We start from the raw sequence: 21,255 nt of genomic DNA on the forward strand, positions 1-21,255 counted from the left end.
GGAGGTAATTCAAAAACAAAAAGAAAGATGAGATTTTTTAAACACTTTTTAAGCCTCAGTATTTTAACGGGATTTCTTGTTGCAAGCTGTGGTCCAAAAGTAGACGCAGATAAAAAAGTTGCAAGTATGAGCAGCTATAACAGCTACGCATTTCTCCCCAACCAGGATACCATACAAACCTCAAATTATGACAACGCCCGGGTTAATGAAGTCGTGATTGATGAGATAAGGACCAATATGCAGGAAAAGAATTATCGCCTGGATCGCAACCAACCCGATCTACTGGTATATTATCACCTGATGATGGATGAGGAAAATGCAGTAAATGCGAATCCCGTTTATACCAATTACAGTTACTACAGGCCAGGGCACTATGTAGGACCTTACTACCGCAATTACGCCTATAATAATTACTTTACCGTTCCTCGTATTGTAGGGACCAAGGTACAGCAAATATCGTATAAGGAAGGAACTTTGGTTATTGACCTGATTGACCGTAGAACCAATGAGATCGTCTGGAGAGGTACTGCTGAAGATGTGATTGAGCGTAACAACCTGGAAGCTGAATTAAGGACGTACATAGACGCAATTTTTGAGAGGTTGCCAAAGTAGAAGTCCAAATTAATACAAAAAAAAACTGCTTTAAAATAAAAGAGGCTGTTCGATAGAACAGCCTCTTTTTATATTTATCTAATTATATTTATCTAAGCTCGGCTCCCAATTGCTTTTCCAGGTTTTGCTGAAGCTTATTCATGATCTTGTCAATTTGCTTATCTGTAAGCGTCTTTTTTTCATCCCGAAGAATAAAGCTTACGGCATAACTCTTTTTGCCCTGTGGCAGGTTTGCACCTTCATATACATCAAAAAGGTTTACCTCTTTTAAAATATCCTTTTCAGTGCGGAATGCAATGTCATATATCTCTTCGAATTTAACCTCATTCTCAAGCAGTAGTGCAAAATCTCTTCGTACTGACTGGAATTTGGAAATCTCAGTGAATTTATTCTGTTGATTGCGGGAAGTTTCCACTACCAGGTCCCAATTGAAATCGGCATATAATACTTCCTGCCCGATATCAAAATTCTTTAGGATCTTCTTTTTAACCACTCCAAATTCAACCAGCCGTGTCTTATTGAAACTCAGGGAAACACCTTCAGAAAAAATGTCATTTTTGACAGGTGAGGTCTTTAAATTCCTAATCCCAAGTCTTTCAAGCACACTGGTTACTACTCCTTTTAGGTAAAAGAAATCCCCCGGCTTATTCGCAGCAGTCCACGCTTCCCGGCTACGGTTTCCGGAAATAAAAATGGAAAGATGTTTGTTTTCCTGCCTTCCACCCGAATAGTTATGATAAGTTTTTCCAAATTCAAAGAATTTAAGATCAGAGCGTTTTCTGTTGAGGTTATAACTTACTGCTTCCAGTCCAGAGAACAACAGAGACTGCCTTAGAACAGAGAGTTCCTGGCTTAGGGGATTGAGCATCTTTACAGCCTGCTCTTCCTTTAAATTTTCGCTTAGACCCAAATGTGCCGGACTGGTAAGAGAGTTGGCCATAGTTTCGAAAAACCCTTGTCCCACAAGTTGTCCTGCTATTAAATTCTGAATTTTATAATCTTCAAACCTTCCGGAGTTTGCTACAGATGCATTGATCTTTTCCCCAAACTCTATATTGTTGTAACCGTAAACTCTTAAGATCTCTTCAATTACATCTGCTTCTCTTTTGACGTCTACACGATAAGCCGGAATGGTTAATCCCATTCCCGTTTCGGTAACATTATTCACTCTTATTTCCAGAGAGGCAAGAATAGATTTAATAGTCTCCTTAGAAAGATTTTGCCCGATGAGGGTATTGATCTTGTCAAAGGTGAGAAATACAGGAAAATCCTCAATCTTCTTGGGATAGTAATCATCGATATCACTCGCAACACTTCCACCAGCCAGTTCCTGAATAAGCAGCACTGCGCGTTTTAAAGCATATTCTGTGATATTTGGATCAATGCCTCTTTCATATCTAAAGGATGCATCGGTATTCAGGCCGTGCCGTTTGGCTGTTTTTCTTACGGTCACAGGATTAAAGTAGGCACTTTCTATAAACAGGCTTTTAGTTCCTGAAGTTACTCCGCTTCCAATTCCTCCAAAAACTCCGGCAATAGCAAGAGGCTTCTCTGCATCACAGATCATAAGATCCTCTTCATGGAGTTCACGTTCCACGTCGTCAAGACTTGTAAATTTCGTTCCTGCAGGTAACGTCTTAACGTTAATTTCATTACCAGTAATCCTGTCGGCATCAAAGGCGTGGAGTGGCTGCCCCAACTCGTGCATTACGTAGTTGGTAATATCCACCACATTGTTTTTTGGTGTTATACCTATAGCCTTAAGCCTATTCTGTAACCATTTAGGGGATTCAGCAATTTCTACTCCTGTAATGGTAACTCCGCAGTAGCGAGGCGCCATTTCGGGGTTATGGATCTTAACCGGAATTCTTTTGCTGCGGCTGTCCACATGGAAACTACTAACAGAAGGGGTGATCAATTCTTGATTTTCTCCCTGTTGCTGTAGACCGGCTTTTAAATCACGGGCAACACCCCAGTGGCTCATAGCATCTGCCCTGTTAGGCGTAAGTCCAATTTCGAAGACATGGTCATCTTCAATTTCAAAAAGATCGGCTGCCGGAGTTCCGGGAGTGAGATCGCTATCCAGTACCATAATGCCTTCATGGCTTTGCCCCAGGCCAAGTTCATCTTCAGCGCAGATCATCCCATGACTGCTTTCCCCGCGAATCTTACTTTTTTTGATCTCCCAGGGAGAGCCTTTTTCATCATATAAGGTCGTGCCCACAGTTGCAACAGGTACTTTTTGTCCCGCAGCAACATTTGGAGCTCCACAAACGATCTGCACAGGTTCTCCGTTTCCGAGGTTCACTGTGGTCACTTTAAGCCGATCTGCATTAGGATGCCGTTCGCAGGTGAGCACTTCCCCCACAATAATTCCGCGAAGGCTTCCTTTTACACTTTGAAATTCCTGAATGCCTTCAACTTCAAGTCCCAGATCTGTAAGCAATTCTCCCGTTTCTTTGGGACTGCGGCTGACTTTAATGAACTGTCTAAGCCAGTTATATGAAATTTTCATTGAATCAAATTTTCCAGCCGCAAAGATAGTATTACGAATGGTTTTAGCATAATAAAAAAGGAAGGAGAACAAATCCTCCTTCCTTGGGTATGAACAAAAATACGTTTATTTGGTCATGTTCATTGCATAAACCCGTTGCCATTGATCACTATCATCTTTTTCAAAGATGACCCAATCCATTTCACTGTCTGAGATTTTCTTTATTTCATGTTTTAAGTCTAATTTCTTTCCTTCCATAGTGGTGTAAGAATCTGTAAATTCATAATGATTATCACCCGCAGGTTTCATTTTCATGTGGGAAACCTCTATGCCTCTTAACCTGTTTGGATTAAAATAGGCTACGTCAAATTCGTCATCAATTGCATCATAGGTAATGATCCTTATCCCATCAGGTTCGTTCTGCTCGTTATAGTGATGAAGAAAAATAGAATTAGTTTCTTCATTGAATTCAATTTTATCTTTTCCCTTCATTTTTTGGACTTCCTTACCATTTTCATAGGCTGTGGCATCTATATTCCAGTCTCCAAGAAGAAAATCCATTTGTTTGTGCTTCTTGTCGATCTTTGCCATTTTACTTCTGGTTTGAGGGTATAGAGAGTTCTTTTCCCACTCATCTTTGGAATCCTTAGAAATCTCAGCCGACTTTTTAAAGTATTCTTTAGCTTCTTTCTCGTTTCCTTTTTTAACCAGGTAATCACCGTAAGAGTCATAGGGATTGGCTGCTTTTGGATACTCCTCCATATTAAGTCGAAATATCCTCTCTGCGGCATCGAGATCTTCGTCCTCATTCATGATCCGGTATGCTACTGCATTCAATTCTGCCTGTGATAATTCGTAGTCGCCTTTTTTCTTATGCTCCCGGTATTTAGCTATGGCATTTTCTACTCCATTGGACTTATATGCCGTGTAGATGTCTTCCTGTATGGAAGTGCTTGTTTTTTCCTGCGCATATCCTCCTGCAACAAACAGGATAAGCAGCAGAATAGTGGATGCGGTGGTAAATACTTTCTTTCTCATAACTTCCTAAATTTTAACTTATTACATTTTAAATTTACTGAATTTTAAGATGTTTGTTATTAGAAAATCATATAAGTATTTAAAAACGGGGGAAAACCCTTAAATGAAAAAAGGCCCCGGAGTGGGGCCTTTTCATTTTTTAAAAGGTCTCAGTTATTGGCATTCTATTTCCTCTGTTGATCCAAGAGTAACTTCTTCATCATCAATTTTTCTTTTGGCTGACCAGTCACCTATGCCGTTACCTCCGGTAAACTCAATTGTAATGGTGACCACTTGGCAAGCTCCTACATATCCTTCCCACCTAGTTACAGAAGACTCACTGTTCAGAACTGAGGGATGATCTAAATTGCGAGTTAATACGTCGTCACTAGTAGCATTTGTTATGGAAGTCCCATTAGTAAGACCACCCTGAATAACTATAGGTCCCTCTTCTTCAGCTGTAAAGGTAAGGGTCAAGAGTCCATTTTCTTCACAGGAAAAATCTGCAATAAGTTCATTTGTGCAACCACAATTGTCTACAGTCACAGAAAACTGGGTTGTCCCCCCACTTCCGATCTTATACTGCAGATGATAAGTTCCCGCTTGGTCGAAAGTATAATTTACGTCGACAGGTCCAGCTCCTGGGTATTGTGTATTGATAACATCATAATAGTAACTCTCCTCTACTTCTGTTGTTTGCGGATCATCACCTTCAACTAAAAGTTGCAGGAAAATATGAGTTGCCTGCTCTTTTCCTTGAGGATTTGTGTTTTGAGGAAAATTAAAAGTAAAAGTTGCTTCCTCACCCGCACAAAAGGATTCAGGGATATCAAATGACTCTCCTGCGTTCTGAACTGTAGATTTGTTCTTTCCGGTTACAGCAGCATCTAAAGATGTAAGTTCATCCTGAATGGGCTCTGCACTACAAGCTGCCAATGTCGCAGCTACAAATAATAAATAAATTTTTTTCATAATAATTGGTAGTTTTGGTTAAATTAGAAAGCTAATCTAAGCCAAAAAACCCTTCGCAAATCACTGGGAACCAGTTATTCGACAAGATTGTAAGAATAATCGACGTGTGGGGATTAACTGATATAATTCCAGATGTTTTTCTCCTTCACCAATTGGGAATAGGTGAATTTCACTACCCGGTTTTTCTCCATTTCCAGGTTGGGATCTTCTTTCAGGAGTTGTAGTGCGTAGTATCTGGCCGTTTTAAGAATGTCATTATCTTTTACAATATCGGCAATCTTGAGATTGAGGATTCCGCTTTGTTGGGTGCCCATAAGATCACCGGGGCCGCGGAGTTTCAGGTCTACTTCCGCGATCTCGAATCCGTCGCTGGTCCGGACCATGGTCTCCAATCGGGTCTTGCTGTCATTTGACAATTTATGCCCTGTCATAAGGATGCAATAACTTTGTTCGGCACCACGGCCTACACGGCCTCTCAACTGGTGCAGCTGGGAAAGGCCAAAGCGCTCGGCACTCTCTATGATCATGACGCTGGCATTGGGGACATTTACTCCAACCTCGATCACGGTAGTAGCCACCATGATCTGGGTCTCCCCCTTTACAAACCTGTCCATTTCGTAATCTTTATCGGCAGGTTTCATTTGCCCATGAACAATAGAGATCTGGAATTCGGGCATCGGAAATTCCCGGGCTATACTTTCATAGCCGTCCATCAGGTCCTTGTAATCCAGGGCTTCAGACTCCTGAATTAGTGGATATACTACATATACCTGTCTTCCTTTCTTGATTTCGTCCCGAATGAACTTAAATACTTTTAACCTGTTACTGTCATACCTATGAACAGTTCTGATCTCCTTTCTTCCCGGCGGCAGTTCGTCAATTACCGAAACATCCAGGTCTCCGTACAGGCTCATCGCTAATGTTCTGGGAATAGGGGTGGCGGTCATCACCAGTACATGTGGTGGCAAATGGTTTTTCTTCCACAGCCGGGCTCGCTGAGCTACTCCAAACCGATGCTGTTCATCTATAATGGCCAGTCCCAAATTGCTGAATTTAACCTTTTCCTCTAACAGGGCGTGGGTTCCAATCAATAAATGAAGTTCGCCGCTTTCTAAAGCTGCATGAATTTCTCTTCTTTCTGAGGTCTTTGTAGAACCTGTCAACAGGCGGACCTTGATGCCCAAATCGTTCACCAGTTCTGAAATTCCGTTATAGTGCTGTATTGCAAGGATCTCTGTAGGAGCCATAAGACAAGCCTGAAATCCGTTGTCTAACGCGAGCAAAACGCTCATTAAAGCCACAATGGTCTTTCCCGAACCTACGTCTCCCTGTAACAGCCGGTTCATTTGGGCACCGGTGCCAAGGTCGTGTCTTATTTCCTTTATTACTCTTTTTTGCGCATTGGTCAACTCAAAAGGAAGATGATTTTCGTAAAAGTCACTGAAGTGGGAACCTACGGCTTCAAAAAGAAATCCTTTGATCTTTTGCTTCCGGATGAGGTTTTTCATCAAAAGCTGCAGCTGAATGTAGAAAAGCTCTTCAAATTTTAATCTGAATTCCGCTTTTGCCAGCAGCTCCTGGTTCTTTGGAAAATGTGCATTAAAAAGGGCTTCAGCTTTGGGTAAAAGATGCAACTCTTCCCTCAAACCTTCCGGCAGGGGATCTATGAATTTCCCCCCACTTTCAGAAAAAAGTTGCTGTACACACCGACTAATTACCCGGTTTGTAATTCCGGATTTTCCGAGTTTTTCCGTAGAAGGATAAACAGGTTGCATTGCCGGACGCAGGCTTTTTTTATACTCCTCTACCAGCTCCATCTCCGGATGCGGCATACTAAAGAGCCCGTTGTACCAGCTGGTCTTTCCGAAGATAATATAAGGAGTGTTGATCTTAAGGTTTTCGCGGATCCATTTTTGTCCCCGAAACCATACCAGTTCCATTTTGCCTGTATCATCCACAAAGTCAGCCACCAGGCGCTTGCCTTTCTTCTGCTCCACAGTTCGCAGGTGTACGATCTTACCTACAACCTGTACTTCAGCAGAATTGCGCTCCAGTTGCGCGATCTTATAAAAACGGGTTTTATCCAGGTATCGATTGGGAAAAAAGTTAAGCAGGTCGCCATAGGTGTGGACTCCAATTTCCTTGCGCAGAATATCTGCCCGGTTGGGCCCAATACCTTTGAGGTAATCAATGGGTGTCTGCAGCAGGTTGGGATTCATGGAAACGAAGATAAAAAAAAGCCTTTTAGGAAGCTGAGTTTTTAAAAGTTTGGAACAGGTAACCTATATTTGAATAATGAAAGCCCACAATTTTTTGACATTTTTGACGCTGTATACCTTAGGAGTGTCTGCACAGCAAACTTCTGCTGTTGATTTTACTCACCTACGGGCTGAAGTAACGATTGATCCTTTGAAACAAGCAGTTGCAGGTGATCTTCTTTTCACTTTCGACGTACTGACAAAAACCGACTCCATTTTTATAGATGCTCAAAAAATGAACTTTTCAGAAGTATTTCTGAACGGAGAAGAAGTGAAGTACGGTAACGATGAAAAAAGATTCTGGCTCACCGGAAAATTTTCGCCGGCAAAAGAGCAGCAGCTTAGCATGAGATACACTGCTGAGCCGAAGCAAACCATGTATTTCATCAGGACCAGTCCGCAGGAAGAGGCAGCGGAATTTCAGGTTTGGACACAGGGGCAGGGGAAAAATACGTCTCACTGGCTTCCCAGCTTCGATGATCCTGCAGAAAAACTGGAGTTTGATATCGCCTACATTTATCCTTCAGGCAAATGGATTATTGGCAACGGCGAATTAGAGGCACATCAAGAGAGAAAGGATTCTCTTGCGCTGTGGCAGTTCAACATGGATAAGCCCATGAGCAGTTATCTTGTGGCAATGGCAGCAGGTGATTTCGAGAATGAGACCAGGTATTCGAAAAGCGGAATTACCATGGAGTTTTATTTTCCTCCGGGTTTAGAGGTAAGGGTAGAACCCACTTACCGACACAGCGAATTTCTTATGGATTTCTTTGAAGAGGAAACAGGTTTTGCCTATCCCTGGAATAATTACAAGCAGATCCCCGTTCAGGATTTTCTTTATGCGGGGATGGAAAACACCGGCACTACTATTTTTTCAGATATTTTCCTGATTGACTCCATTGGTTATAATGACCAGAATTATATAAATATTAATGCACATGAATTAGCTCATCAATGGTTCGGGAATCTGATAACAGCTGCTTCGCCTGAAGATCACTGGCTGCAGGAAGGTTTCGCAACCTATTACGCTCTTCTTGCTGAAAAAGAAATTTTTGGAGATGATTACTACTACCGGAAATTATTCAAAACGGCCGAAGAGCTCAAACAACTCAGTGACTCAGGTAAAGGACAAGCTTTGGTAGGCCGCAATGGAAGTTCGCTCACCTACTATCAGAAAGGAGCCTGGGCTCTGCATATTCTCAATGAAACCATTGGAAAATCGGCCTTTGATCTGGGAGTAAAAAATTACCTTGAGAAGTATCAATTCGCTACGGCTTCGACCGCGCAGTTCTTAGCCGAAATGGAATTGGCAAGTGGAAAAGATCTTTCAGCTTTTGAAAAAAACTGGTTAAGGCAATCTGCTTTCCAGGGAACAGAAGCCCTGGAATCTCTCAAAAAGTCTCCTTTCATTCAAAAATATTTGGAGCTGGCGGCTGCCAAGCCTTTTCCTGTTTCAGATAAAAGAAATTTGCTGCGGAATGCTTTTCGTTTTCCGGTGAATGATTACCTGGGGCAGGAAGCGGTATTGCAATTAGCTCTGGAAGATCCTGTTGAGGTGGCCGACCTTTACAAAAAGGCTTTTTCAAGCGGAAATCTTTTTACCCGGCAGGCTATTGCCTTTTCCTTACAGCAGATTCCGCCGCAATTAAAATCTGAATATGAAGGTTTGCTTAAAGATGATTCTTATCTCACCCGGGAAATGGCTTTATATAACCTGTGGATGAATTTTCCGGAAGACAGGATGGAATATTTGAACTCACTACAAGGAATTGAAGGTCTGCCCGACAAGAATATTGAAACTCTTTGGCTGGCGCTTAGTCTCGCCACAGCCGAAGTTCCTGCTGCGTCAAAAAGGCGATATTTTAAGAAGCTTTCAGAATATACAGCACCTTATCAAAAATTCCAGGTAAGAGAAAAGGCTTTTGGCTATTTGTATCAGCTCAATGCTTTTGATGAGAATACAATCCAAAACCTTCAGGAAGCTACACTGCATCATAACAGCCGTTTTCGTGCATTTTCACGCGAATTGCTCAAAAAGCTTCAGGAGCAAGGGTTAGTTAGTGGTCAGTGATCGGTGATCAGTGGTCAGAAGAAGTCTGCAGTGCGCAGTAAGTAGTAGGCAGTATTTCCCGAATTTCCAAATTACAAGCACCAAATTCCAAAAAGAGATTTGAGAATGTGTTGATTTGAAAATTTGAGAATGAAAAGAATGAGAAGAATAGGCTGTTTGTTATGATGTCTATTGAAATCTGCGGAAATCAGCGAGATCAGCGGGAAACATCTCCATACAGTTTTTCTTATAGAGAAAATTTTCCAGATTTCACACTAAGCAAAATAAGAAGAATTAAGAACACAAAGAAATTAATGCACAGTGGAAAGTGGACAGAGGGCAGAGGGCAGTTAAAACTCACAACACGGAACACGCAACACGGAACACGCAACGCAACGCGCAACCTGGAACCTGCAACCGCACCTGAAACCCGCCACCTGCAACCAAACCACAGACCTTAAACTTTGAACTTTAAACCTTGAACCCGGTTTACCATAAATTCTTCACTTCCTTCTTGATATAACCCAGTCCTGTTTCACTTGGCGGTTGTTGATCGATAAGAGAGGTCAAAATTTGCTGCCTTAATGCATCTGCGGTTTCAATTTCTTCTTTGGCTGCAGTCTTACGTATGTTATTGATCGTTGCGTTCTTGGATGCCTTTATGACATTCCAGCATTCGTCTGTGATATATATCTGCTGCGCAAGGTTGTGCTCGAATTCCTGCTCAATCGTTTTGATAAGCAGCGTAGCGTAATCTTCCTTGTTATTTCTAACGGGTTTAATCCTTACCAAAAGATTACCGGGGGCAATTCGCTCGAGGAACAACGCCATACGTTCATAAGCCTGCAACCTAACAGGTAATGCATGTTTCTGGGCCTCCTTGTGAAGAAGGAATCTCCGCCGGCGTTCTTCGTTTCGGGTGTGAAGGTTAAAAAAATAGAAGGCAATGACGCCTACAACTACTGCCGGTAATAAATAGAACAGCAACTGTAAAATAGAATCTTCTGTCATAGGTTTACTATTGTTCTGAGACCGAAGTATCTTCGGTTTCCACTTCTTTTACGTCGGTTTCTTCTCCTTTTCTGTATGAGCCCCCTAAGTTAGGACATCCTGCCAAAGTAGCAACAGAATCGAAAGGAACTTTTGTTTTGTTGTACATAAAGGTCTTGGCCAGTGTTTTCGCAATAAACCTGTCTCCGAGATTAATTTCTACGTCATCCATGGTGAACTGGCACGGGTGTTCATAGCCGCAGGCATGGGTGATCTCCAGGAGCTCTTTCCTGAAATTGGTGAAATAATAATTGACTCTTTCAGACTTATCCTTAACATTTATTCCTGCCTGCAGCCATCTGTTCTGAGTCGCAACTCCCGTAGGGCAGGTATTGGTATGGCAGGATTTGGCCTGTATGCAGCCAATACTGAGCATGGCCTCCCTTGCAACACTTATACAATCGGCACCCATGGCGAATGCCATAGCAGCTTTGGCAGGAAAGCCCAGTTTGGCACTACCTATAAACACTATTCTGTTGGTGAGATCCCTGGCCTGGAATATTTTATAGACATCTGTAAATCCATAAGTCCATGGGAGCGCCACATGATCGGCAAAACTTGGTGGTGCAGCACCCGTTCCTCCTTCGCCGCCATCAATGGCCAGGAAATCGGGTCCCCGGTCAGTTTCGGCCATTATAGTTGCCAATTCCTCCCACTCATCCAGTTTTCCGATAGCTGCTTTCACACCAACAGGTAACCCGGTACTTTCGGCTATATCTTCTATGAAGTCAACCATCTCCTGCATGTTGCTGAAAGTGCTGTGGGAAGGAGGGGAAAGAACGTCCTTCCCCATGGGAACATGTCTTATTTCTGAGATCTCTTTGGTGATTTTTGATGCCGGAAGCACTCCGCCTTTCCCAGGTTTTGCTCCTTGCGAAAGCTTCACCTCAATTGCTCTGATCTGCGGATTGTCTTCCACAAGCTTCACCAGTTTGTCCATAGAGAAGGTTCCATCCGGATTTCGTATTCCGAAATAACCGGTACCTATTTGAAAAATTACATCGGCACCCTTTTTATGGTAAGGGGATAATCCGCCTTCTCCTGTGTTGTGAAAGGCGTATGCTTTTTTGCAGCCTTTATTTAAGGATTCAATAGCTCTTGCCGAAAGGGAGCCAAAGCTCATGGCCGAGACATTAATTACAGATGCCGGTCTGTACGGTCTGCGTCTTTTGTGGTATTCTCCCATTACTTTGGCGCAGGCGAGGAAGTAAGGATCCTTTCGGTTAATATGATCTGTAGGCATGCGATACGGGATGACCGCATTATTGATAAAGACGTAGTTTACTTCATAGATGTCCTGATCTGTACCAAAACCTTCATAATTATTCTCGTTCTTAGAAGAAGCATAAACCCATCCCCTTTCAATCCGGTTAAAAGGTTTTTCTTCCCGGTTTCCGGCCACGATGTACTGGCGTAGCTCGGGACCAATACTTTCAAGCATATACCTGAAATGTCCCACCAGGGGAAAATTGTGCAGAATGGTGTGCTTTTTATTTATAAAGACATCGTAGATTATGACAAACGCCAGGAAAATGATGATCCACATCCACCAGGAAATATCTCCTAAAAAGCTAAGAATATTATCCATAGTTAATTTTTTGACTTAAAAATAGAAGTTACTTTATAATGCAGCTGTTTCAAAATAATTTCATTTAAAAAAAATATAAGATAGCAGGCCGCTGTGTTATTGAGTCTGAAAAGATATGAGCAACAGGTTTAGTTTTTGGTCCATTTTAGTTATTTTCACCCCTTAAAAGAAGTTTATATTGGAATCTTATTTAGCCGAATTAAATGATGCGCAGAGAGCTCCCGTTCTTCAGAAAGATGGAGCCATGATCGTGATTGCCGGCGCAGGATCCGGAAAGACCCGGGTACTTACTTACAGGATCGCTTATCTTATGAGTCAGGGTGTCGACGCCTTTAATATTCTCGCTTTGACCTTTACCAATAAGGCGGCAAGGGAGATGAAGACGCGTATTGCCAAAATTGTAGGTAATAGTGAAGCCAAGAATCTCTGGATGGGAACCTTTCACTCCATCTTTGCCAAGATGTTGAGGTTTGAAGCAGATAAACTCGGCTATCCTTCCAATTTTACAATTTACGACACACAGGATTCCCAAAGGCTCATCTCGGCCATCATAAAGGAAATGGGATTGGATAAGGATGTTTATAAATACAAACAAGTTTACTCCAGGATCTCTTCCTATAAGAACAGCCTGATCACGGTGAAGGCATATTTTCAAAATCCCGAATTAATGGAAGCCGATGCCATGTCTAAAAAGCCAAGGCTGGGGGAGATCTACAAAGAGTACGTAGATCGCTGTTTTAAGGCGGGAGCAATGGATTTTGACGACCTGCTGCTTAAAACAAACGAACTTCTTAACAGATTTCCCGATGTGCTTCAGAAGTATCAGAACCGCTTCAGGTATATACTTGTTGATGAGTACCAGGATACAAATCATTCCCAGTACCTAATTGTAAAAGCACTTTCAGATAAATTTCAGAATATCTGTGTGGTAGGTGATGATGCTCAGAGTATCTACGCCTTCCGGGGAGCAAACATCAATAACATCCTGAACTTCCAGAAGGATTATGATGATGTACAAATGTACCGCCTGGAGCAGAATTACCGGTCGACCAAAAATATTGTAGAGGCTGCAAATTCCATTATAGAAAAAAATAAGACCCGCCTGGAAAAGGTAGTATGGACGGCAAATGACGAAGGTCCAAAGATCGTAGTCAACCGTCTGCTCACCGATGGGGAAGAGGGACGTTTTGTAGCAAGTTCCATTTTTGACAACAAGATGGAAAAGCAAATGAAGAATGGAGACTTTGCTATTCTTTACCGCACCAATGCCCAAAGCCGGGCAATGGAGGATGCCCTGCGGAAAAAAGATATTGCTTATCGCATTTATGGGGGACTTTCCTTTTACCAGAGAAAAGAGATCAAGGATGTACTTTCTTATTTAAGATTGTTGATCAATCCAAAGGATGAAGAGGCGCTAAAGCGGGTGATAAATTATCCCGCCCGTGGGATTGGACAAACTACCATTGACCGTCTTACGATAGCAGCAAATCATTATAAAAGATCAATTTTTGAGATCATTGAAAATCTTGATAAAATTGATTTGAAGATCAACCGGGGAACTAAAAATAAACTGGAGAACTTTGCCAACATGATCAAAAGTTTCCAGATCATGAACGAGACGGCAGATGCTTTTACTATAGCCGAAACTGTAGCCAAGAAAACAGGTCTTTTACAGGAACTTAAAAAAGACGGAACTCCCGAAGGTATAGCACGAATTGAAAATATAGAGGAGCTTCTTAACGGGATCAGAGATTTCGTAGAAGGACAAAAAGAACTGGCAGATACGACCGGCTCCCTTACCGAATTTCTTGAAGATGTAGCCCTGGCGACAGATATGGATAAGGAAACGGGAGACGAAGACCACGTAGCGCTAATGACTATTCACCTCGCTAAAGGGCTCGAATTTCCTTATGTGTATATTGTAGGAATGGAGGAAGACCTTTTCCCTTCGGCTATGAGTATGAACACCCGCTCGGAGCTCGAAGAGGAGCGACGCCTTTTTTATGTGGCACTAACCAGAGCAGAGAAGCAGGCCTTTCTTACCTATACCCAGTCCCGTTATCGCTGGGGCAAACTTGTAGATGCCGAGCCCAGCCGCTTTATTGAAGAAATAGAACCAAAGTTTCTTGATTATATGATTCCTCAGGATGATTATAAATACAAGCCCCTAATTGATACTGATATTTTTGGAGAGGTGGATAAAAGTAAATTTCGCCAAACGAAGCCTGTTAATGGCACACCGCCTCCCTCACATAAACCCACAGATGAACAATTGCGCAAACTCCGGAAATTAAGGCCGGCCGGTGCACCTGAAGCACCTTCTGCAGCTCCCTCTGTTAAACTGGAGAGAGGAGATGAGGTCGAGCACATGCGTTTTGGAAAAGGAAAGGTGTTAAATATTGAAGGTGTAGGGCAGGACAAAAAGGCCGAAATTGATTTTGAGAATGGTGGTATTAAGAAGCTATTGCTCAAATTTGCCAAATTAAAGATCCTGTCCTGAGGTTAAGTAATTGTTATTCTTTAGGTTAGCTGCTGCCTTGTCTTTATCTTTAAAAGAAAAATGATTAGAGAAGGCACAGAGGTTAAATGGAAATGGGGCAAAGGGACAGCAACGGGAAAGGTACAGAATACCTTTGACCATGAAGTCACTCACACTATCAAAGGCACCCGTGTCACCCGTAAGGGAAAACCTGAGAATAAGGCCCTTTATATCAAACAGGATAATGGTAACGAAGTTTTGAAGCTGGAAAGCGAAGTGGAAAGAACTGACTGATTTTTATTAGAAAGAATTGTTATAAGCCTTTGAAATTTCGTAATTTTTGATGCATTTAAATCAATGAATTATGGCAGAACTTATCAGGATTTATGAAGAAAATCCCAATCCGCGAGAAATAAAAAGAGTAGTTGACGCCCTGAGAGACGGGGCAGTGATCATTTATCCCACAGACACAGTTTATGGTCTGGGCTGCGATATCACCAATAATAGTGCACTCGAAAGAATAGCTCATCTAAGAGGAGTAAAACTGGAGAAGGCCAATTTTTCCTTCATCTGTGAAAATTTGAGTAATCTCTCCGATTATGTGAGGCAAATAGATAACCAGACTTTCAAGATCCTTAAAAGGAATCTGCCAGGGCCATATACTTTTGTGCTACCTGGAAATAATAATCTTCCCTCTGTATTTAAGAAGAAAAAAACGGTCGGAATAAGAGTTCCCGATAATAATATATGTCGGGCTCTTGTCTCCGGATTAGGTAATCCAATTGTTTCCACCTCAATAAAAGACGACGATGAAGTCCTTGAATACACAACAGACCCGGAACTTATCCTTGAAAAATGGGATAAGCTGGTCGATATAGTCATTGACGGAGGTTACGGAGATAATATTCCTTCTACCGTAATTGATCTCACTACTGCCGAGCCCGAGGTTATCCGTGAAGGAAAGGGCAGTTTAGAAATATTGTAGTTCTCTAACTGTTTCGGGTAAGACTTTAAGGAGAAAATAGTCATGTAATTCCTGAGGAGAAAGGATCTGTCCCTTCTTTTTTGCAGCTTCTGCTAATAAATATCCTTCAAAAGAGGCTTGTTTTCTTTGGAGAGGAGTTCCATGGTGTTGTTCGAATTCAAAAGAGCAGTCTCCGGCCTGGTAAAAAAGTTCAAAGAATTCTTCTGCACGCTTCCAGTTAAAGGTTGCACCTCTTTTATGTGTCATGTAATAACCTGAAAAGAAATCGGCTTCCAGCTCGAGCATACGGGTTCTTTCTGCCGCGTCCATTTGGTTATCTGATGGATACCAGGAGTTCATAAAGTGAAACTGAATTTGGTGTGCCCATTCGTGTGTGACTATACCCGTCCAGACAATATCGTTCTGCAGTCCTGTTTCGGCAAATAGCTTAATAAGGCCATCCCCAACTACAATTTTTCCGTTTTGGGCAGCAAATCCATCGCTTGAGATAAAGGGAGATCTTATTAACTCCGGGAATTTTTGGTTGAGAGCAATTATCGCATCTGCAAGTCGGTAAGCTTCTTCTTTGGATTCCATGTCATTTATGGAGTACCAGTAAATATCGGCAAGACTCTCCCGATCCTCGAGGGTTTGATTATGTTGTCCCAAAATATTTATTTCCCGGTCTATATTCCAGAATCTCTCCAGGTCCCTTTCCAGCTTTCCCACGAATTGCGTGTGTATACTGTTGCTACCATAATAGTCACTGCCGATACCTAATTTAGCTGCCTGCCGGTTGAGGTATTTATAATGTGCCAGGTGATCTAGAGCTTCAGGGTTTGCAAGCAGTTTCTCGAAATAACGGCCGCTCACTTCCGCTAATTTTGTAGCTCCACATTCTGTAGGGGAAATAGCATTCAGCAATAGATCCTGCAGGTTTTCATTATGAGAGAAATCTTCCGGAGTTGTTATAAGAACGGCTTTTGATGGCTCATCCGGAATTTTCGCAAGTAAGCTTTCAACGGTAAATACAGTCTCTACCGCAGGATTTTCCAGATGTTCAGGTTCACAGGCTGTTCCCAAAAAGATCAACAGCACCGGCAACAGAATTTTTGTGCAGATACGTAACATAGCAGGTTTTTTTAAGTATTGGGTAGGGTGCTGTAAAAATAAGGGAAGGAAATGCTTTAAGAGTGTAGTTAACTGAATATTAACATGTTAAAGTTGTAGGAAAGGCTGAAGGAATATGTGGAAATAAAAAAGCCCGGCGCAGGCCGGGCTTTAAAAAATCTTTAGGTTCTGCTTATTTTGCAGACTCCATACCTTCTTCAATAAGGTTGTAGAACTGGTCAAGCTTTGGAAGGATCACAATACGCGTTCTTCTGTTCTTGGCTCTACCTTCTGCAGTCTCGTTAGTTGCAACCGGCACATAATAACTTCTACCTGCGGCAGTCATTCTTTGTGGCGCTACACCATGGTCTTCCTGAAGTACACGAACTACAGAAGTAGCTCTCTTCACAGAAAGATCCCAGTTGTCCTGAAGAACTGCATTTCTAATAGGCTTGTCATCTGTATGACCTTCTACCATAAATTCAATATCAGGACGGTTCTTAACTACAGCAGCAACTTTTCCAAGTACCTCTTTAGCACGTTGAGTTACATTATACTTTCCGCTTTCGAAAAGAAGTTTGTCAGAAATAGAAACATATACTACACCTTTTTCTACATTGATCTGGATGTCTTCATCGCTCATATTTCCAAGCACACCTTTAAGACTTGTTACCAAAGCAAGGGTTACAGAATCTTTCTTAGTGATAGCATCCTGCATACGCTGGATCTTCATATCCTTTTCCTTAATACTTTCAAGTGAACGTTCAAGGTTTTCAGCTTCTTTCTTAGATAAAGTAGCAAGGTCTCCAACATTGTTCAATAAAGCAGTATTTTGGTTGCTCAATTGGCCAATCTGCTGGTTTAATCTTTCTTTTTCGTCAAGACAAGAATTAAGCTTCACTGTAGCAGTGTTTAGCTTATCCTGAGTCTCTCTTTGTTGAGCTTCCAACTCGGCATATTTCTTCGATGATACACATGAAGAAAATAGGAGGGCAGCGGTGGCCGATAAAAGCATGAATTTTTTCATAATTCCTAATTGTTGTGATTAAATGTTAAACGTGTCAAAAATACAAAATCTGAGGTCTCTGCGAAATTTTATTGCATCTAAATAAAAGATTTTAAAGCTTTGAAAACTTCTTAATTCCCTTCAGATAATACGCCCCTACAACGGTAGTTTGGTGGTAATATTTTTCATTATTCTGAAATTTTTCCCTTTTTTTCCACATTTTTTTCAGGTGTCTGTAGAAGCTGAAATGAGCGCGAATGATTGCCGCTGTATGTGAGGGGGTTAGGAGCAGGAGCAGCCTTATCCCTGCTGCTGCATCCAGAATGAGTCGAAAAAGAATTTTTGTTAAAAGTCCTTTTTTGGGAGCGTTCTTCACAAGGGTAAAAAGACTGTTCCGAAAGTTTAAAAATGTTTTACGGGGATGCATATTATTTAATGTGCCGCCACCAAGATGATAAACCGTCGAATTGCCTGCCGCCTTGACTTTTTTTCTGTGGTTAAAAAGACGCCAGCACAGATCGATCTCTTCCTGGTGTGCAAAAAAATCTTCATCAAAACCGCCCGCATCCATAAAATCCTTCTTCCTTATCGCCATACATGCACCTGTTGCCCAAAAAACATCTACAATGTCATCATATTGTCCCCTGTCCTTTTCCAGAGTGTCAAAAATTCGTCCGCGACAATAGGGATATCCAAAAGCATCAATAAATCCCCCGGCCGCTCCTGCATATTCAAAGTGATCTTTTCTGCGATAATCCAGGATCTTTGGCTGTACTGCAGCAACATTTTTATCCTTTTCAAACTCTTTCAGTAAAGGAGGAAGCCAGTTGGGAGTTACTTCTACATCGCTGTTGAGAAGAACAAAGATATCTTCCTCAAGATGTTGTAAGGCATCGTTATATCCCTTTGCAAATCCGCCATTAATTTTGTTCTGAATGATCTTTACCTGCGGAAAACGATTTTCGAGAAAGGCAACAGAATCATCTGTTGAAGCATTGTCGGCTACATAGACTTCAGCTTCTGCTGAATTCTTTACTACCGAAGGCAGAAATTCTTCAAGGAGAGCTTTTCCATTCCAGTTTAATATGACTACTGCTACTTTCACAGCTGCAAATTAAGTTAAAATTGAAGTAACCCGGGAATATTGGAAGCACAAGGTGTCAAAAAAGGCATTTTTCAGGCCCACTCCGGAATGTCCTTTAGAAAATGATATTGTTCCGCTTCGTAGTCCAGCTGACAAAAATAATGCTGCAGTCCATTGGTCACCATAAGGAACTGCGCTCTTAGAGCCAGGTTGTAACGGGCAATCTGGTCAAAGGTGTCCTGGGTAATGGGTACAGAGGCCGCTTTACATTCGACGATGAGATGAATTGAACCATCGGGATTATATGCAATCACGTCATATCTTTTAACCAGGTCGTGGATCTTAAGCTGCTTTTCCACATTCAGCAAACTTTTGGGGAAATTCTTTTCCTTCAGGAGGAAATGAACCACGTGCTGGCGCACCCATTCTTCGGGAGTAAGCAAAATAAATTTTTTCCGAAGCTCGTCAAAAACGGCTATTTTATTTTCGCTATTTTTGAGCCTGAAAGAGTACCGGGGAAAATTGAGTGAATGCATGCTCAAAAGTAAAATTTTTTCAGAAGAAAAATCCCTGTATTTAACCTTCAGGAAAACCACAGTAAATGGATGACGTAAAAAGTATAGTATCTGCCATTAAAAAAGGAGAGGTTAAACCTATCTATTTTCTAATGGGGGAGGAACCTTATTTTATTGATAAAATTTCCGACTATATTGAAGATCACCTGTTGCAGGAGGAAGAAAAAGGATTCAACCAGATGGTCCTTTACGGGCGGGATGTTACAATAGATGATATTGTGGGAAACGCCAAACGTTATCCGATGATGGCCGAGCGGCAGGTGATCATTGTGAAGGAAGCCCAGGATCTCTCCCGAAGCATTGAGCAGCTTACCTCTTATGCCGAAAATCCGCAGCCAACTACTGTGCTTGTTGTCAACTATAAGTATAAAAAACTGGATAAGCGAAAAAAGCTGCACAAGGCTATAGCTAAATCAGGTGTTATTTATGATAACAAACGTCTTTACGATAACCAGGTGGTGGACTGGATTCAAAAAGAGATGCACTCCCGGGGCTTTCAGATTTCACCTAAGGCTGCCCAGATGCTACTGGAATTTCTTGGAAATGAACTGGGAAAAATTGATAACGAGCTGCGAAAACTGCAGCTTATTGTCCCAAAAGGCACCACAATAACTCCGGAGCTTATTGAGGAAAATATCGGGATAAGCAAAGACTTCAACAATTTTGAGTTGAGAAAGGCCATAGGAATGAAAGATAGCCTGAAGGCTCACAGGATCATCAATTATTTTTCACAAAACGAAAAGGACAATCCCATGGTGGTTACCGTGGCGCTTCTCTTTAGCTTCTTTTCACAGTTGCAGCAATACCATGCACTTGCCGATCAATCTAAGGGGAATGTAGCAAAGGTCTTAAAGGTGAATCCCTATTTTGTTAGCGATTATGTTTCGGCGGCAAAGAATTATAACATGAAAAAGGTTAGCAGCATCATTTCATTTTTGAGAGAAGCCGATGTAAAAGGCAAGGGAGTAGGGGCTGCAAATGTACCGCAGGGGGATCTCCTAAAAGAATTACTCGTAAAAATTATGCGTTAATGGCAAATTTAGATTCCTGGTTAAGCGCCGCAAGGTTGCGCACCCTTCCGCTCTCAATTTCGGGCATTCTGGTAGGAAGTTCGATAGCAGCAGCACATGATGATTTCCACGCCGTGATCTTTGCTTTGGCAATAGCTACTACCCTCGGTTTGCAGATCCTTTCAAATTTCGCCAATGACTACGGGGATTTTGTAAAAGGAACAGATAATGAAGAACGGGTAGGGCCAAAGCGAACCATGCAAAGTGGCCTCATTAGCCGTGGAGAAATGTACTGGGGTATGGTGGGCACCGGAATCCTCACATTTATGTTTGCTGTAGCTCTTATTTATGTTGCCTTTGGAGCAAAAAGTATTTTTTACGGACTGTTATTTCTTTTTCTGGGAATAGCTGCTATTGTGGCTGCCGTTAAGTACACAGTGGGCGATTCTGCCTATGGTTACCGCGGACTCGGAGATGTGTTTGTTTTTCTGTTTTTTGGAATGGTGGGGGTTTATGGATGTTATTTCCTTTATACCCTGGAATGGGATTGGAGAGTACTTTTGCCTGCTGCCGGAATTGGATTTTTAAGTGCCGGGGTTCTTAATCTGAATAATATGCGGGACAGAGCTGCCGATGAAAAAGCCGGAAAGAATACCCTGGCAGTGAAAATGGGAGAGGAGAATGCCAAACAGTACCATTACATTTTAATTCTGGCTGCTTTTTCAAGTCTCATCCTGTATTCAGCTTTTTCCTTTACCGGAATTGATGACCTGCTTTATCTAATAGCTTTTGTGCCTTTACTCTTCCATCTAAAACGAGTGATGGAAAATGACAATCCCGTATTACTTGATCCCGAACTAAAAAAGCTTGCCCTGAGTACCTTTTTACTGGCAATACTTTTTGCTGTGGGACAAATATTATAAGGTCCAAAAATGGCATTTTTGCCCGTTCTTTTTGACCGGGATTTTGTATTTTGTTTTGAAAAT

The 21,255-nt window shown here is 41.8% G+C and carries 17 protein-coding genes; 7 read left to right on the plus strand and 10 right to left on the minus strand.

Annotated features, from left to right (window positions below; genetic code table 11):
* Window positions 1-27: 27 nt before the first annotated feature.
* A complete protein-coding gene (locus tag G564_RS0109650; protein WP_029037484.1) occupies window positions 28-612 on the plus strand; it encodes a DUF4136 domain-containing protein in 585 nt (194 codons plus the stop codon).
* An 88-nt stretch (window positions 613-700) separates the two neighbouring features.
* Here the strand turns inward: G564_RS0109650 and pheT are convergent, their stop codons facing one another.
* The 4 genes from pheT to recG form a co-directional block, all read right to left on the minus strand.
* Complete coding sequence (gene pheT, locus G564_RS0109655; protein ID WP_029037485.1) at window positions 701-3,127, minus strand: phenylalanine--tRNA ligase subunit beta; 2,427 nt, start codon at window positions 3,125-3,127, stop codon at window positions 701-703.
* A gap of 105 nt (window positions 3,128-3,232) precedes the next feature.
* Window positions 3,233-4,144, minus strand: a complete 912-nt coding sequence (locus G564_RS0109660; protein WP_029037486.1) for a tetratricopeptide repeat protein — start codon at window positions 4,142-4,144, stop codon at window positions 3,233-3,235.
* A gap of 153 nt (window positions 4,145-4,297) precedes the next feature.
* The gene (locus G564_RS0109665) at window positions 4,298-5,095 is read right to left on the minus strand and encodes a hypothetical protein (protein WP_029037487.1); all 798 of its coding nucleotides are present in this window, start codon (window positions 5,093-5,095) and stop codon (window positions 4,298-4,300) included.
* A 113-nt stretch (window positions 5,096-5,208) separates the two neighbouring features.
* The gene (gene recG, locus G564_RS0109670) at window positions 5,209-7,314 is read right to left on the minus strand and encodes an ATP-dependent DNA helicase RecG (protein WP_029037488.1); all 2,106 of its coding nucleotides are present in this window, start codon (window positions 7,312-7,314) and stop codon (window positions 5,209-5,211) included.
* Between the two features lie 76 nt (window positions 7,315-7,390).
* Here recG and G564_RS19010 point away from each other — a divergent pair, with 76 nt between their 5' ends.
* On the plus strand, window positions 7,391-9,424 hold the full coding sequence (locus G564_RS19010) for a M1 family metallopeptidase (RefSeq protein WP_051205388.1): 2,034 nt from the start codon (window positions 7,391-7,393) through the stop codon (window positions 9,422-9,424).
* Between the two features lie 468 nt (window positions 9,425-9,892).
* Here G564_RS19010 and G564_RS0109685 read toward each other — a convergent pair whose 3' ends face one another.
* Window positions 9,893-10,414, minus strand: coding sequence for a DUF7935 family protein (locus G564_RS0109685; protein WP_029037490.1), 522 nt, complete (start codon window positions 10,412-10,414; stop codon window positions 9,893-9,895).
* Between the two features lie 7 nt (window positions 10,415-10,421).
* A complete protein-coding gene (locus G564_RS0109690) occupies window positions 10,422-12,041 on the minus strand; it encodes an FMN-binding glutamate synthase family protein (protein WP_029037491.1) in 1,620 nt (539 codons plus the stop codon).
* Window positions 12,042-12,219: 178 nt separating this feature from the next.
* Between G564_RS0109690 and G564_RS0109695 the strand changes: the two genes are divergently transcribed.
* From G564_RS0109695 to G564_RS0109705, 3 genes are all read left to right on the plus strand, one after another.
* Window positions 12,220-14,541 (plus strand): ATP-dependent helicase, encoded by a 2,322-nt coding sequence (locus G564_RS0109695; RefSeq protein WP_029037492.1) that lies wholly within the window; start codon window positions 12,220-12,222, stop codon window positions 14,539-14,541.
* Between the two features lie 60 nt (window positions 14,542-14,601).
* Window positions 14,602-14,814: a hypervirulence associated TUDOR domain-containing protein gene (locus G564_RS0109700; protein WP_029037493.1), complete on the plus strand. Its 213-nt coding sequence runs from the start codon at window positions 14,602-14,604 to the stop codon at window positions 14,812-14,814.
* A 70-nt stretch (window positions 14,815-14,884) separates the two neighbouring features.
* A complete protein-coding gene (locus tag G564_RS0109705; RefSeq protein ID WP_029037494.1) occupies window positions 14,885-15,505 on the plus strand; it encodes an L-threonylcarbamoyladenylate synthase in 621 nt (206 codons plus the stop codon).
* Here the strand turns inward: G564_RS0109705 and G564_RS19915 are convergent.
* The 4 genes from G564_RS19915 to G564_RS0109725 all read right to left on the minus strand — a co-directional run bounded on the left by G564_RS19915 (window position 15,491) and on the right by G564_RS0109725 (window position 19,220).
* Window positions 15,491-16,615 (minus strand): hypothetical protein, encoded by a 1,125-nt coding sequence (locus tag G564_RS19915; RefSeq protein ID WP_029037495.1) that lies wholly within the window; start codon window positions 16,613-16,615, stop codon window positions 15,491-15,493. The genes G564_RS0109705 and G564_RS19915 overlap by 15 nt on opposite strands.
* Before the next feature lie 172 nt (window positions 16,616-16,787).
* Window positions 16,788-17,621 (minus strand): OmpA family protein, encoded by an 834-nt coding sequence (locus G564_RS0109715; protein WP_029037496.1) that lies wholly within the window; start codon window positions 17,619-17,621, stop codon window positions 16,788-16,790.
* Window positions 17,622-17,712: 91 nt separating this feature from the next.
* Window positions 17,713-18,705, minus strand: coding sequence for a glycosyltransferase family 2 protein (locus G564_RS0109720; protein WP_029037497.1), 993 nt, complete (start codon window positions 18,703-18,705; stop codon window positions 17,713-17,715).
* 71 nt (window positions 18,706-18,776) lie between these two features.
* Window positions 18,777-19,220, minus strand: coding sequence for a type I restriction enzyme HsdR N-terminal domain-containing protein (locus tag G564_RS0109725; protein ID WP_029037498.1), 444 nt, complete (start codon window positions 19,218-19,220; stop codon window positions 18,777-18,779).
* 65 nt (window positions 19,221-19,285) lie between these two features.
* Between G564_RS0109725 and holA the strand changes: the two genes are divergently transcribed.
* Window positions 19,286-20,290 carry a DNA polymerase III subunit delta gene (gene holA / locus G564_RS0109730; protein ID WP_029037499.1) on the plus strand — a complete coding sequence of 335 codons (1,005 nt, stop codon included), beginning with the start codon at window positions 19,286-19,288 and terminating at the stop codon, window positions 20,288-20,290.
* A complete protein-coding gene (gene menA, locus G564_RS0109735; protein ID WP_029037500.1) occupies window positions 20,290-21,192 on the plus strand; it encodes a 1,4-dihydroxy-2-naphthoate octaprenyltransferase in 903 nt (300 codons plus the stop codon). Before holA ends, menA begins: the two co-directional genes overlap by 1 nt.
* Window positions 21,193-21,255: the final 63 nt, after the last annotated feature.

It is taken from the genome of Salinimicrobium xinjiangense DSM 19287 (assembly GCF_000423585.1).
GTDB classification, from domain to species: domain Bacteria; phylum Bacteroidota; class Bacteroidia; order Flavobacteriales; family Flavobacteriaceae; genus Salinimicrobium; species Salinimicrobium xinjiangense.